The following is a 13470-nucleotide window of genomic DNA, read 5'->3' on the forward strand; positions in this document are numbered from 1 at the left end:
CATGGGTGATCGTTTCAACGTGATCGTGAGCGCAGGATCGCTGAAGGTGACGGATGAGCACGCGGTACATTTCCCTCATCGGTGGACGCCCGAGGGCGTGAGCGTCAGGGCGGACTTCACCGGAGGACATCTCCTTCACCTCGCGGCCGCGGGATGCGTCCTCAACGACCTTTACCGGGAGGCCGCCGCACTGGGAATCGAACTCCTGGGCGTGCGTGTTTCCGCAGCCGGCGGCTTCGATACCGAGAGCTGGCGGTCAACCGGGATCACCTACACCGTCGATGTCAGTTCCACCGCTCCAGCCGAGAGCATCGCCCACCTGATCGACATCGTGGACTCCGTCGCCGAGATCCCCCGCGCTATCCGACGGGGTGCCACCGTGCAGAGGATCAGCTAACAGACCATCCAGGAACACAACCGACGAGGACTTCCGCACCGCTTCGGCGGCATGAGGACGCGATCGGCGGCAGATCCGTGACTGCGGCTCGGTGCCCGGGTTCGTTCGCGGCGAGTTCGTCGAAGTGGTGCACGGCTTTCGCGGCGACAGTGATGACCTGTTCGATCGTCTCGTGGGACCTGAAGCCGACAGATGCCGCGGCAGATCATGTGCGTTCCCGGTCGGCGGGCCCAACCTCGTCAGGAAGCGGCCGATCGCGTGCGCCCCGGCCGATCGGAACGATCACGACCCGCTCCGCGTAATGGGCTCGTGAAGATCGAACAACCTCAGAAACAATCAAGGTCCGGGTCTGGATCTCTGTCCTGACCTGGGCCTTCGGGCTTGGAGCGGCTGACGGGAATCGAACCCGCGCTGTCAGCTTGGGAATAGGCTACTGATCTTGCCGTGCTGGCTCGGTCAAACCTCCAACTCCCAGCCGTAAGAAGATCCGGCCATGGTCCCGTGAACGGGTCGAAGCTGTGAACGGAACTGAGGCAGAACCATGCGGGAACCGCGCGATGAACATGCAGGTCACCGCGCGGCAACCGGTCAGCAGTCGTAGTAGAGCTCGAACTCGTGCGGGTGCGGACGGAGGCGGATCGGGTCGATCTCGCTCTCCCGCTTGTAGGCGATCCAGGTCTGGATCAGGTCGGACGTGAAGACGCCGCCTTCGAGCAGGTAGTCGTGGTCGGCCTCGAGGGCGTCGAGCACCTCCGGCAGCGAGCCCGGCACCTGCGGGACCTGGCGGGCCTCCTCCGGAGGAAGCTCGTAGAGGTCCTTGTCGATCGGCTCCGGCGGCTCGATCTTGTTGCGGATGCCGTCGATCCCCGCCATCAACTGCGCCGCGAAGGCGAAGTACGGGTTGCAGGACGGGTCCGGCACGCGGAACTCCAGGCGCTTGGCCTTGGGGTTCGAGCCGGTGATCGGGATGCGCACGCACGCCGACCGGTTGCGCTGCGAGTACACCAGGTTGACCGGGGCCTCGTAGCCCGGGACCAGGCGGTGGTAGGAGTTCACCGTCGGGTTGGTGAACGCGAGCAGCGACGGGGCGTGCTTGAGGAGGCCGCCGATGTAGTAGCGGGCGATGTCGGACAGGCCCGCGTAGCCGACCTCGTCGTAGAAGAGCGGCTCGCCGTCCTTCCACAGCGACTGGTGGCAGTGCATGCCGGAGCCGTTGTCGCCAAAGAGCGGTTTGGGCATGAACGTGACGGTGTGCCCGTGCTGGAGCGCCGTGCTCTTGATGATGTACTTGTACAGCATCAGGTTGTCGGCGGTCTTGAGCAGCGTGCCGAACTTGAAGTCGATCTCGGCCTGGCCGGCGGTGCCCACCTCGTGGTGCTGCATCTCGGTCTCGATGCCGGCCTCGATGAGGTTGCGGACCATCTGCGAGCGCAGGTCGGTGAAGTGGTCCATCGGCGGGACGGGGAAGTAGCCGCCCTTGTAGCGGGGCTTGTAGCCCAGGTTCCCGCCCTCGGCGGCCTTGCCGGTGTTCCAGGCGCCCTCGACCGAGTCGATGAAGTAGTAACCGGCGTTCGCCTTGGTCTCGAAGCGGACGTCGTCGAAGATGTAGAACTCCGCCTCGGGGCCGAAGTAGGCCGTGTCGGCGATGCCCGTGCCCTTGAGGTACTCCTCGGCCTTGCGGGCGACGTTGCGCGGGTCGCGGCTGTAGGCCTCACCCGTCAGCGGGTCGTGCACGAAGAAGTTGATGTTCAGCGTCTTGTGGACGCGGAACGGGTCGAGCACCGCGGTGGACGGGTCGGGCAGCAGCAGCATGTCCGACTCGTGAATGGCCTGGAAACCGCGGATCGACGAGCCGTCGAACATGAGGCCGTCGGTGAATACATTGGGGCCGAAGTTCTCGACGGGGAAAGTGAAGTGGTGCGTCGTCCCCGGCAGGTCCGTGAACCTGACGTCGACGAACTGCACGCCCTCGTCCCGGATGAACTTCAGGACGTCATCGGCAGAGTTGAACACTCTTGAACCTCCCAGGGGCATGGGCCAGCATCCCGAAAATAAGTCCCGGCCGTTTCCACTCCATGTCTCGCTTGTTTCGCCCGTGTTAATGGGAACGTGCTCGGGCGGTAACCGCGAACCGGCGGCCGATCATGCGTTTGCGCAGGTCAGGGCAGTATTTGCGTCTCGGTCGTCAATGCGTGGCCGGATCCGCCCGTGGCGCCACCAGGTCGTGACAGAGCGCGCCGCCATGCGATGGGGCGTGCCGTTCCCGACCGCTCGTACGCGCCGGATCGTTTTCCATCATGGGGGCGGCGGGGCCCGGGGCGGCATTTCCTGTGCAGAAATTGCCCGTTCACCGAATATCTTTGCGATCGGCCCGGCATATCACGGCGTGATGATGCGCCTGCGGAAATTCGGCTCATCGAGACTTCTGGGAGCGGAGGTGTCGCGGTGGTTTCAGGGGCGGGACGACGGCACGGTGTCCGGCGCGGGCGAGGCGTCCCGGGTGCCCGTGTCGGCCGGCGGATCGGTGACCGGGGGATCGGTCGCCTCCCTCGCCGGGCGCATGATCGCGGGTGAGGGCGGGCGCGGCGTCGGGGCCGGATCGGTGTCCCCGGCCAGCAGGTCCGGCCGGAGGCTGAGGATCGCGCCCGCGAGAGCGACCACGCCCAGAATGGCCAGCATCATCACCGGTGTACGGCGTCGCCCCGAGCGGGGGAGGCGCGCTGCCGCCGCCTCCATCCGCCTGATCTCGTCCTCGCCGAACTGCGCGACCAGCGCCTCGAAGCGCGCGTCGATGTCGTCAGGGTCCGCCGAGCGCAAAGTTCACTCCAATAGCTGAAATTTCGGGTGATGGTGGGATTAATCATGGTCGTCTTGACCTCCAAGCGGAAGACCGGTGACAGGCGCGGATACGCTGTGGAGTCATGAGCAAGCAGCAGCCCCGGTGGACCCAGACCTGGATGGGGGGAGTCCGGTCGGCCGGCGTCGACCTCGGCTATCCGGGCGAGCGCCTCGGCTTTCCGGCCGAAGGCAGCGGTTCCGTCACCGGGTGGGGGCGCCGCGTCGGCGCCGTCTTCGTCGACTGGCTGCTCTGCACCTGGGCCATCGCCGGGGGCATCTTCCGCGTGCAGAACCCGGACGTCGGCTGGGTCGGCCTCGCCGTGTTCGCGGTGGAGAACGTCCTCCTCGTCGGCACCCTCGGCATGACGCTCGGCATGCGGCTGTTCGGCCTGCGCGTCGCCACGCTCGACGGCGGCCGGCCCCCCTTCCTGGCCGTCCTGATCCGGACCTTCCTGCTCTGCCTCGCCGTACCCGCGCTGATCTGGGACCGGGACCGCCGCGGCCTGCATGATCGGGCTTCCAACACGGTCGTCGTCCGCCTCTGAGCGGGTCTTCCGACGCGAGATTAAAAAGATGAACCGGGTTTGCTTCTGAACCCGGTTCATTTATTGTGCCGGTATGGCCGGTCTCAGAGAAGACAAGAAGCGGCGCACGCGGCAGGCGATCGGCGACGTGGCGATGCGGTTGTTCGCCGAGCGCGGGTTCGAGGCGGTCACGGTCAACGAGATCGCCGAGGCGGCGGGCGTCGCGAAGGTGACGCTGTTCAAATACTTCCCGTCCAAGGAGTCCCTCGTCCTGCACGCGGTCGAGGAGGACCTCGCCGGAGTGGTGATCGCCCGCCCGCCCGGCCGATCTCCGCTGCGCGCCCTGCGCGAGTACCTGCTGGCCTTCGCCGCCGCGCCGATCGGCGAGGCGGACGAACTGATCGCCCGGATGAAGGTGATCGTGGACAGCCCCGCGCTCACCGCCGCCGTCAACCGCCTCCAGTACGGCAGCCGGCGCGCCCTGGCCCGCGCCCTGCTGCCCGGCGGGCGACCGCTCATGCCGTGCGAGACCGGCGAAGGATCGTCCGCGCCGCGCGAGGCCGGCGACGAGACCCCTCCGCGGAGCGACGCGGCCGGTGACGGGACCTCCCCCCGGAGCGATGCGGCCCCGGGGGCCGCGGGACATCACCCGCAGCCGGCAAGAGCCCCCGGCGCCGACCCCGCCGCACTGGCGGCCGAACTGGCGGCCGCGCAGATCAGCGCCGCCGTCCTGACACTCCAGGAGACCTTCTTCCAGCGCGTCGCGGCCGGGATGCCGCCCGCCGAGGCCGGACGGCTGCTGCGCGGCGACGTCGATCTCGCCTTCGACCTGCTGGAGAACGGGCTGGCCTGGCTCGGAGAGAAGGGAACGACATGAGAGCCGTGGGCATCAACTACGACACCGGCTTCCTGCCCGGAGCCGCCTCCCGGCGGCACTTCGACCCCGAGGTCGTCCGGCGCGAGATGCGGGTCATCGCGGACGAGCTGCACTGCACCGCCGTACGCGTGTCCGGAGGGGACCCGGAGCGGCTCAGCGTGGCCGCCGAGCACGCCGCCGACGCGGGCCTGGAGGTCTGGTTCGCGCCGTTCCCCTGCGAGCTGACCACCGACGAGATGCGGCCCTTCTTCGCCGACTGCGCCGCCCGCGCCGAGCGGCTGCGTACGGCGGGCGCCGAGGTCGTCTACGTCATGGGGTGCGAGATCAGCGGTTTCGCGCCCGGTTTCCTGCCGGGGGAGACGCTCTACGACCGGCTGACCGCCCTCGGGTCCTTCACCGCGGAGGACTGGATGTCGATGGGGCCGACCCTCGCCCGGCTGAACGCCTTCCTGGCCGAGGCCGCGGAGGGCGTCCGCGCCCGGTTCGGCGGGCGGGTGACCTACGCGTCGGCGCCCTGGGAGTTCATCGACTGGACGCCGTTCGACATCGTCGGCGTCGACGCCTACCGCGCCGCCTACAACGCGGCGAACTTCCATGAGGAGATCCGCGGACATCTCCGGCACGGCAAGCCGGTCGCGGTCACCGAGTTCGGCACCTGCCCCTACAAGGGGGCCGGTGACCGAGGCGGCATGGCATGGGCGATCGAGCAGGTGGACGACCTGGAGCCGGACGAGTCCGAGCAGGTGCGGTACTTCACCGAGCTGCTCGACGTCTTCGCGGCGGAAGGCGTGGACAGCGCGTTCTGGTTCACCTTCGCCGGCTACGAGCGGCGCGGGGACGCCGACCTCGGTTCGTACGGTGTGGTCAGCATGATCGACGAGGTGCGGTGGCGGCCGCGGGAGGTCTTCCACGCCATGGCGGCTAGATATTCAGACAGGTGAAGATCGCGGTGCCGGGGAAGTGGCGGCCGCGCAGCGGGCTCCAGCCGCCCCACACGCCCTCGTGGCCGTCCGGCCACTCCGGCTCGACCAGCCCGGCCAGAACGAACCCGGCGCCGGCGATGAGGCCCACCCAGTCGCCCAGCGTCCGGTGGTGCTCGACATAGGACGGCACCCCGCCGTCGTCCAGCTCCACGTACGGCGAGCGGTCGAAGTAGGACCGGTCCGCCGTCAGCCCGCGCGGGCCGGGATCGTCGGGGAACGCCCACCGGATCGGGTGGCTGACCGAGAACACGAACCGGCCGCCGGGACGCAGCACCCGGCGCACCTCGGCGAGCACGGCGCCCGGGTCCGCGACGAACGGCAGCGCCCCGAACGCCGAGCAGACCAGGTCGAAGGAATCGGCCAGGAACGGCAGGACCTCCGCGTCCGCCTGCGCGACCGGCAGTGAGAGGCCGGTCGCGTCGTCGATGCGGCGGGAGTGCTGGAGCTGCCGGTGCGACAGGTCCACGGCCGCGACGGTCGCGCCCTGCCTGAGCAGCCACCGGCCGCACTGCCCGGCGCCGCAGCCCACCTCAAGGATGCGGCGGCCGGACACGTCACCGAGCAGCCGGGCGTCCGCCTCGTCCAGGCCCTCCGGGCACCAGATGAACCCGTCGTCGCGCAGGAAGCCGCCGTGCTCGGCCTGGTACTCGTCCGCCGCGCCGTCCCACCAGCCGCGGTTGGCCCGGGAGGTCTCCGCTCGGGTGACCGGGCGCTTCGCGACGCTCACGTCCTGATCCCCGGGGTTCAGCGGGGCCCCTTGGGGCCGCGCGGCATCCGGACGTTCTTCGGCATGGGTCCCTTGGGCATCGGCATCGCCGGGGTCAGCGCGCGCATCCGGTTGTTCACCTCGGAGACGACCGGCTTCTTCAGGTTGCGCGGGAGCTTCATCAGGTGGCGCTGCAGCTTCGCCAGCGGCACCTGGCCCTCGCCGTCGCCGCACTGGATGTCGTACACCGGGACGTCGATCGCGACCCGCTGCACCCGCTTCTTCTCCGCGACCAGCATCCGCTGCACGCGGTTGCTCGGCCCCTCGGAGACAAGAATCACACCGGGGTGGCCGACCACGCGGAACACGAGGTCCTGCTCGCGGTTGACCGCCACCGGCTTCTCCTCGACGTACCAGTTGCCGCGCATGCCCTGGAGGATTGCGTACGTCGCGCCGGGCTGGCCGTGGAGCATGCTGAACTGCGCGCGCTGCGCCAGCCGGCTGAACACGATCAGGCCCACCAGGATGGCGGCCAGCACACCGAAGACGTACCAGGTCCAGCCGAAGAGGACACCGAGGACGACGAAGACGGCGAGGGTGCCCAGCGCCGATCCGTAGACGATCGGCATGCCCTTGGGGTTGGCCTGTTTAACGAACTGGGCGACCATCCGGATCTGCTTGAGCCGTCCCGGAGTCGCAGGGTCTTTCGCCATGCTCTGCAGGATACAAATCCCAGGGTGAATTAATGAAAACGAGACCCGCCCGTACGGCTCGCGGCGGAGCCGTAGGGCGGGTCGGGACGGTGTTTCTAGAGCGCCTGCCGTGCCGCGATCGCCTGCTGGTAGAGGCGACCGGCCCGGTAGGAGGAGCGGACGAGCGGCCCGGACATGACGCCGGCGAAGCCGATCTCTTCGGCTTCCTGCTGCAGCTCGATGAACTCCTCGGGCTTCACCCAGCGCTCCACGGGGTGGTGGCGGGGGCTCGGGCGGAGGTACTGGGTGATCGTCACCAGGTCGCAGCCCGCCTCGTGGAGGTCGCGCAGCGCCTGGGTGATCTCCTCGCGCTCCTCGCCCATGCCGAGGATGAGGTTGGACTTGGTGACCATCCCGGCCTCGCGGGCCGCGGTGATCACTCCGAGGGAGCGCTCGTAGCGGAACGCGGGGCGGATCCGCTTGAAGATCCGCGGGACGGTCTCGATGTTGTGCGCGAACACCTCGGGCTTGGCGGAGAAGACCTCCTCGAGCTGCTCCTGGATCCCGTTGAAGTCGGGCACCAGCAGCTCGACACCGCAGCCGGGGAGCTGCGCGTGGATCTGGCGGGCGGTCTCGGCGTACAGCCAGGCGCCGCCGTCGGGCAGGTCGTCACGGGCGACACCGGTGACGGTGGCGTAGCGCAGGCCCATCTGCTTGACCGACTCGGCCACGCGGCGCGGCTCGTCCTTGTCGTACTCGGCGGGCTTGCCGGTGTCGATCTGGCAGAAATCGCAGCGTCGGGTGCACTGGTCGCCACCAATGAGGAAGGTGGCCTCCCGGTCCTCCCAGCACTCGTAGATGTTGGGACAGCCGGCCTCCTCACAGACCGTGTGCAGTCCCTCGCGCCGCACCAGCGATTTAAGCTCGGTGTACTCCGGCCCGGTCTTCAACCGGGTCCTGATCCACGGCGGCTTCTTCTCGATCGGGGTCTGGCTGTTGCGCACCTCCAGGCGGAGGAGCTTACGGCCATCAGGGGCAACGGACACGTCGTCCAGCTTATTACCAGACGTCGGATGTGCCGTCAGGCGAGGTCCTCCTCGTACATGTCGTACGGCTCGGTGCCGAGCGCCTCGGCGAGGCGCTTCTCGGCGAGCGGCATGACCTCGTCCACCGTGATGCGGCGGCCGGTCTCGGCGGACAGGGAGGTCACCCCCGTGTCGCCCTCGACGATGCGGTTGTACCAACTCAGGTCGTTGACGCAGTTGAGCGAGAATCCGTGCATGCTGACGCCGCCCGCCACCCTGATGCCGATCGCGGCGACCCGGCGGTCGGGCAGGCCGCTCGCGGCGTCTCCGGGGACCCACACCCCGCCGTGGCCCGCGATCCGCCGCGCGACCACCCCGAAGTCCGCGCAGATCTGGATCAGCACGTCCTCAAGCAGCCGGACGTACCCGGCGACGTCGGCGATCCGCAGGATGGGGTAGCACACGAGCTGCCCGGGACCGTGCCAGGCGAGTTTCCCCCCGCGGTCCACGTCGATGACGGGAGTGCCGTCGGAGAGCCGCTCGTGCGGCTGGGTGCGACTGCCCGCCGTGTAGACCGGGGCGTGCTCCAACATCAGGCACAGGTCGGAGATCTCGTTCGCCGCCCGCCGCCGGTGCGCCCGGCGCTGGAGGCCCCACACCTGCTCGTACGGAACGTCGACGCCCAGCCGGACGACCGCGAGCCCGGTCATGCGGCGCTCACGGCTTCCCGCCCGGTCAACCTCGGGATCATGCTCGGCTCGTTCACCCGTCCAGGGTAGAGGTGAGCAGCCGCGGCTCGATACGGAACTCCTTGACACCGCCTGCACCGTCCTTTTCGATCCGGTACGCGTAGCCGCCGGGGTCGACCGTCACGGCCTGGATGAACTCGGTGCCCACATAGTGCAGCCCGACGCCCTCGTCGGCGGCGTACCCGTCGGGCAGCTCGCCCGACGCCACCGACGCGTGCAGCAGCTCTCTGCGCTGCGAGTCGGAGTTGTAGTGGACGCCGCACGAGTACGGCAGGAAGCCCAGCCCCTCGGCCCACGGCTGGAGTTTCGGCCCGAACGAATCGGTGTTGCCACCCACGTGCCAGCACAGCGCTCCCGCGCTCTGGCCGGACAGCACGATCCCGGAGCGCCATGCCTCGGCGAACGCCTCGTCCAGGCCGTGCAGGCGCCACAGCGCGGCCAGGTTGGCCACGCTGCCGCCGCTCACGTAGATCGCGTCCTGTTCCAGGATCCACTCGCCCGGCTCGGCGACGTTCGGCATGGGGAACACTGTCAGGTGGCTGACCTCGACGTCCCACTCGCGGAACGCCCCGTACATCTTCAGCAGCCAGTCGGCGTCGTCCCCGGTCGCGGTGGCCAGAAGCCCCAGCCTGGGCCGGTCCTGGCCGGTCAGGTCCAGGACGTAGCGCAGCAGCCCGGTCGGCTCGATGAAGCCGTACCGCTCGGTCTGCCGGAAAGATCCGCCACCGATGGCGACGATGTGCGACTGCCCCATGCGGCTCATCGGACACTCCCAAAAACGGAAACAGGAAGCCACTAGAGTACGGCGGCCAGCGCTTCTTTGAGTGTGGGATGCGAGAACCGGTGGCCGGCCTCCTGCAGGCGGCGGGGGACGGCACGCTGCCCCTTCAGCAGTCCCTCGTCCGCGAACTCGCCCAGCGCCAGGCGCAGCGCGAACGCGGGCGTGCCGAGGGGCATGACCGGCCGGCGCAGCGCCCGCGCGATCGCCTTCGTGTACTCGGCGTTGGTCACGGGCTCGGGGGCGGTGAGGTTGACCGGGCCGGAGACCTCCGGACTGGCCAGCAGGAACCGCACCGCGTCCAGCCAGTCGGGCAGCGAGATCCACGGGACGTACTGCCGGCCGCCGCCCAGGACGGCGCCCGCGCCCACCTTGAAGAGCGGCAGGACCTTGGCCAGCGCCCCGCCGCGGCGGCTCAGCACCACGCCTGTGCGGAGCCGTACGAGCCGGATGCCCTCCTGCTCGGCCGGGGCCGCCGCATCCTCCCACTCCCGCACCAGATCGGCGAGGAACCCGCCTCCCGGAGGCGCGGACTCGTCCACCTCGCGTGACCCGGTGTCGCCGTAGTAGCCGACCGCCGAGCCGGACAGCAGCACCCGCGGCCTGTTCTTGAGCAGGCCGAGCGCCTCGACGAGCGTGTGCGTGCCGATCACGCGGCTGTCGACCAGCTCCTGCTTGTACGGATCCGTCCACCTGCGGTCGGCGATGCCCGCTCCGGCGAGGTGAATGACCGCCTCCGCGCCCTCAAGGATGGTGGGGTCGAGCAGGTGGCGCTCCGGGTCCCAGAACGCCTCGTCCGCCGCCGTGGGCTCGCGCCGTACGAGCCGCAGGACCGGGGCGCCGTCCGCGCGCAGGGCCTGGACGAGGGCCGAGCCGAGGAAGCCCGACGAGCCGGTCACAACGATGGTCATGACCCCCACGGTAGGCGGCGGCCCCGGAAACGGCGGAGGCCGCCCCGCGCGTACGCGGGACGGCCTCCTGCGTGGGTCGCGTCAGGCGAGCCCGAGCTGGTTCTCGAAGCGGCCCTCCTCCAGACGGCGCTTGACCGTCGTGAGGAAGCGGGCGGCGTCGGCGCCGTCGACCAGGCGGTGGTCGTAGGTCAGCGCGAGGTAGACCATCGAGCGGACCGCGATGACCTCGCCCTCGGGCGTGTCGAGCACGACCGGACGCTTGACGACCGCGCCGGTGCCCAGCATGCCGACCTGCGGCTGGTTGAGGATCGGCGTGTCGAACAGGGCGCCGCGGCTGCCGGTGTTGGTCAGCGTGAACGTGGCCCCGGTGATCTCGTCCGGCGTGACCTTGTTGGCGCGGGTCCGCTCAGCGAGGTCGGCCGTCTTACGGGCGAGGCCGGCCAGGTTGAGGTCACCGGCGTTCTTGATCGTCGCCGCGATCAGGCCGCGCTCGGTGTCGACCGCGATGCCCAGGTGCTCGACGTCGAAGTACGTGACCTCCATGGTCTCGTTGTTGATCGTCGCGTTGAGCTTGGGGTGCTGCTTGAGGGCCTCGATCGCCGCCATCTCGAAGAACGGCATGAACGACAGCTTGACGCCCTCGCGGCGGAAGAACTCGTCCTTGGCCCGCGCGCGCAGCCGCGCGATCTTGGTGACGTCGACCTCGACCACCGTGGTGAGCTGGGCCGCGGTCTGCAGCGACTCGACCAGGCGCTTGGACATCGTCTGCCGCAGGCGGGACATCTTCTCGGTGGTGCCACGCAGCGTGGTGTCCACCTGGACCTGCTCCGGCGCGGCGGCCGGGGCGGCCGGAGCCACCGCGGCGGGAGCCGCCGGAGCGGCCGGAGCGGCGACCTGGGCCGCGGCCTGCTCGCGCTGGACGCGGGCGGCCTCGATGACGTCCTGCTTGCGGATGCGGCCACCGACGCCGGTGCCGGCCAGCGCGTCGAGGTCCACACCGTGCTCGGTGGCGAGCTTGCGGACCAGCGGCGTGACGTACGGGGTCTCGCCGGCCGGGGCGACCTCGGCCGCGGGGACCACCGGAGCGGGCGGAGCCACCGGAGCGGGCGGAGCCACCGGAGCGGGCGCCGGAGCCGGGGCCGGGGCGGGCTGCGGGATCGAGGAGATCGGCGGGGCCGGCGCGGGGGCCGGAACAGGCTCGGGAGCCGGGGCCGGGGCGGGTGCCTCGACGGCGGGCGCGGCCGGAGCCGCGGCGCCGGCGCTCTCGTCGATGACGGCGAGCTCGGCGCCGACCTCGACCGTCTCGTCCTCGGCGACGAGGATCTTGGTCAGGTAACCCGCGGACGGCGACGGGATCTCGGTGTCGACCTTGTCGGTCGACACCTCGAGCAGCGGCTCGTCGGCTTCGACGCGCTCGCCTTCCTTCTTCAGCCAACGGGTGACGGTGCCCTCGGTAACGCTCTCTCCGAGCTGGGGCATGGATACGGAGACCGGCATGGTTCTCTTCTCTCGCGTTTTTCTGTGAGGGCCTTAGTTGTGCACGTGAAGCGGCTTGCCGGCCAGGGCCAGCATCGCCTCGCCGAGGGCCTCGGACTGGGTCGGGTGCGGGTGGATCAGCTGAGCGACGTCACCGGGCGTGGCCTCCCAGTTGTAGATCAGCTGGGCCTCGGCGACGAGCTCGCCGACGCGGCTGCCCACCATGTGCACGCCCAGGACCCGGCCGTCGCGCTCGGCGACGACCTTGACCTCGCCCTGGGTCTGCAGGATCTTGCTCTTGCCGTTTCCGGCGAGGTTGTAGCTCAGCTCCACCACGTCGTGGCCGCGCTCGCGCGCCACGGCGGTGCTGATGCCCACCGATGCCACCTCGGGCTCGGAGTAGGTGATGCGCGGCACACCGTCGTAGTCGATCGGGACCGGGTTCAGCCCGGCGATGTGCTCCGCGACGAGGATGCCCTCGGCGAAGCCGACGTGCGCGAGCTGGAGGGTCGGGATCAGGTCGCCCACCGCGTACACGCCGGGAACGCCGGTCCGGTAGTACTCGTCGACCTTGACGTAGCCGCGGTCGACGGTGACGCCCGCGTCCTCGAAGCCGAGCCCGGCGGAGACCGGGCCGCGGCCCACGGCGACGAGCATCAGCTCGGCGTCGAGGGTCTTGCCGTTCTCCAGGGTGACGACGACACCGGTGTCGGTGGTCTTGACGCTCTCGAACCGGACGCCCAGCTCGTACTTGATGCCGCGGCGGCGGAAGGCGCGCTCCAGGAGCTTGGAGTTGGACTCGTCCTCGAGGGGCAGCAGGTGGGGGAGCCCCTCGACGATGGTGACCTCGGCGCCGAACGACCGCCACACGCTGGCGAACTCCACGCCGATCACGCCGCCGCCCAGGATGACCACCGAGCTGGGGACGCGGTCGAGGACCAGGGCGTGGTCGCTGGAGATGACCTTGTCGCCGTCGATCTCCAGGCCGGGCAGCGACTTGGGCACCGATCCGGTGGCCAGGACGACGTTGCGGCCCTCGATGACCTGGTCGCCCACGACGACGCGGCCCGGACCGGCCAGCCGTCCCTCGCCCTCGACAATGGTGATCTTCTTGCTCTTGATGAGGCCCGCGAGACCCTTGTAGAGCCCGCTGATCACCTTGTCCTTGTACGCGTGCACCGCCGGGACGTCGATGCCGTCGAGCCGTGCGCGGACGCCGAAGGCCTCGCTCTCGCGAGTCTGGTCCGCCAGCTCGGCCGCGTGCAGAAGGGCCTTGGTGGGGATGCAGCCGCGGTGCAGGCAGGTGCCGCCGACCTTGTCCTTCTCGATCAGGACGACGTTCATGCCGAGCTCGGCCGCCCGCAGGGCGCAGGCGTATCCGCCGCTGCCGCCGCCTAGGACGACGATGTCATAGGGGCCGCTGCCGTCTGCCACAGAAATGCTCCTCGTTGGATTGCCACAGTTGATTGCCACGCCGCCGGACGGACCGACAGCATCTTTTCACTTGTCCGCGT

General features: G+C 69.7%; 14 protein-coding genes. 4 read left to right on the forward strand and 10 right to left on the reverse strand.

The annotated features are described in order from the left end of the window. Position 1 precedes the first annotated feature (1 nt). Positions 2–397, forward strand: coding sequence for an OsmC family protein (locus AWQ71_RS06075; protein WP_067128005.1), 396 nt, complete (start codon positions 2–4; stop codon positions 395–397). 588 nt (positions 398–985) lie between these two features. On the opposite strand, the gene glnA is transcribed toward AWQ71_RS06075, so the two are convergent. Both glnA and AWQ71_RS06085 read right to left on the reverse strand, forming a co-directional pair. Beyond that, positions 986–2410, reverse strand: a complete 1425-nt coding sequence (glnA, locus tag AWQ71_RS06080; RefSeq protein ID WP_067128008.1) for a type I glutamate--ammonia ligase — start codon at positions 2408–2410, stop codon at positions 986–988. Positions 2411–2848: 438 nt separating this feature from the next. Continuing rightward, positions 2849–3214, reverse strand: coding sequence for a hypothetical protein (locus AWQ71_RS06085; RefSeq protein WP_067128011.1), 366 nt, complete (start codon positions 3212–3214; stop codon positions 2849–2851). Positions 3215–3318: 104 nt separating this feature from the next. Between AWQ71_RS06085 and AWQ71_RS06090 the strand changes: the two genes are divergently transcribed. The 3 genes from AWQ71_RS06090 (at position 3319) to AWQ71_RS06100 (ending at position 5577) form a co-directional block, all read left to right on the forward strand. Next, positions 3319–3780, forward strand: coding sequence for an RDD family protein (locus AWQ71_RS06090; protein ID WP_067128014.1), 462 nt, complete (start codon positions 3319–3321; stop codon positions 3778–3780). 73 nt (positions 3781–3853) lie between these two features. Further along, complete coding sequence (locus AWQ71_RS43190; protein ID WP_067128017.1) at positions 3854–4636, forward strand: TetR family transcriptional regulator; 783 nt, start codon at positions 3854–3856, stop codon at positions 4634–4636. Further along, entirely contained in the window at positions 4633–5577 is a 945-nt protein-coding gene (locus AWQ71_RS06100; RefSeq protein ID WP_067128020.1) for a glycoside hydrolase family 113 protein, read from the forward strand. Before AWQ71_RS43190 ends, AWQ71_RS06100 begins: the two co-directional genes overlap by 4 nt. Here the strand turns inward: AWQ71_RS06100 and AWQ71_RS06105 are convergent. The 8 genes from AWQ71_RS06105 to lpdA all read right to left on the reverse strand — a co-directional run bounded on the left by AWQ71_RS06105 (position 5558) and on the right by lpdA (position 13390). After that, entirely contained in the window at positions 5558–6346 is a 789-nt protein-coding gene (locus AWQ71_RS06105) for a class I SAM-dependent methyltransferase (RefSeq protein WP_067128023.1), read from the reverse strand. The two genes, AWQ71_RS06100 and AWQ71_RS06105, sit on opposite strands and share 20 nt — an antisense overlap. Positions 6347–6363: 17 nt before the next feature. Further along, entirely contained in the window at positions 6364–7038 is a 675-nt protein-coding gene (locus tag AWQ71_RS06110; RefSeq protein WP_067128027.1) for a DUF4191 domain-containing protein, read from the reverse strand. A gap of 95 nt (positions 7039–7133) precedes the next feature. After that, the gene (gene lipA / locus AWQ71_RS06115) at positions 7134–8063 is read right to left on the reverse strand and encodes a lipoyl synthase (RefSeq protein ID WP_067128030.1); all 930 of its coding nucleotides are present in this window, start codon (positions 8061–8063) and stop codon (positions 7134–7136) included. A 35-nt stretch (positions 8064–8098) separates the two neighbouring features. After that, positions 8099–8752 carry a lipoyl(octanoyl) transferase LipB gene (gene lipB, locus AWQ71_RS06120; protein WP_067128033.1) on the reverse strand — a complete coding sequence of 218 codons (654 nt, stop codon included), beginning with the start codon at positions 8750–8752 and terminating at the stop codon, positions 8099–8101. 52 nt (positions 8753–8804) lie between these two features. Next, entirely contained in the window at positions 8805–9554 is a 750-nt protein-coding gene (locus AWQ71_RS06125; protein WP_067128036.1) for a Type 1 glutamine amidotransferase-like domain-containing protein, read from the reverse strand. A 32-nt stretch (positions 9555–9586) separates the two neighbouring features. Beyond that, positions 9587–10480, reverse strand: a complete 894-nt coding sequence (locus tag AWQ71_RS06130; protein ID WP_067128039.1) for a TIGR01777 family oxidoreductase — start codon at positions 10478–10480, stop codon at positions 9587–9589. Positions 10481–10561: 81 nt separating this feature from the next. Then, a complete protein-coding gene (gene sucB, locus AWQ71_RS06135) occupies positions 10562–11977 on the reverse strand; it encodes a 2-oxoglutarate dehydrogenase, E2 component, dihydrolipoamide succinyltransferase (protein ID WP_067128042.1) in 1416 nt (471 codons plus the stop codon). Between the two features lie 33 nt (positions 11978–12010). Then, positions 12011–13390, reverse strand: coding sequence for a dihydrolipoyl dehydrogenase (lpdA, locus tag AWQ71_RS06140; protein ID WP_067128045.1), 1380 nt, complete (start codon positions 13388–13390; stop codon positions 12011–12013). Positions 13391–13470: the final 80 nt, after the last annotated feature.

The organism is Microtetraspora malaysiensis (genome assembly GCF_001528665.1).
Lineage (GTDB): Bacteria > Actinomycetota > Actinomycetes > Streptosporangiales > Streptosporangiaceae > Microtetraspora_A > Microtetraspora_A malaysiensis.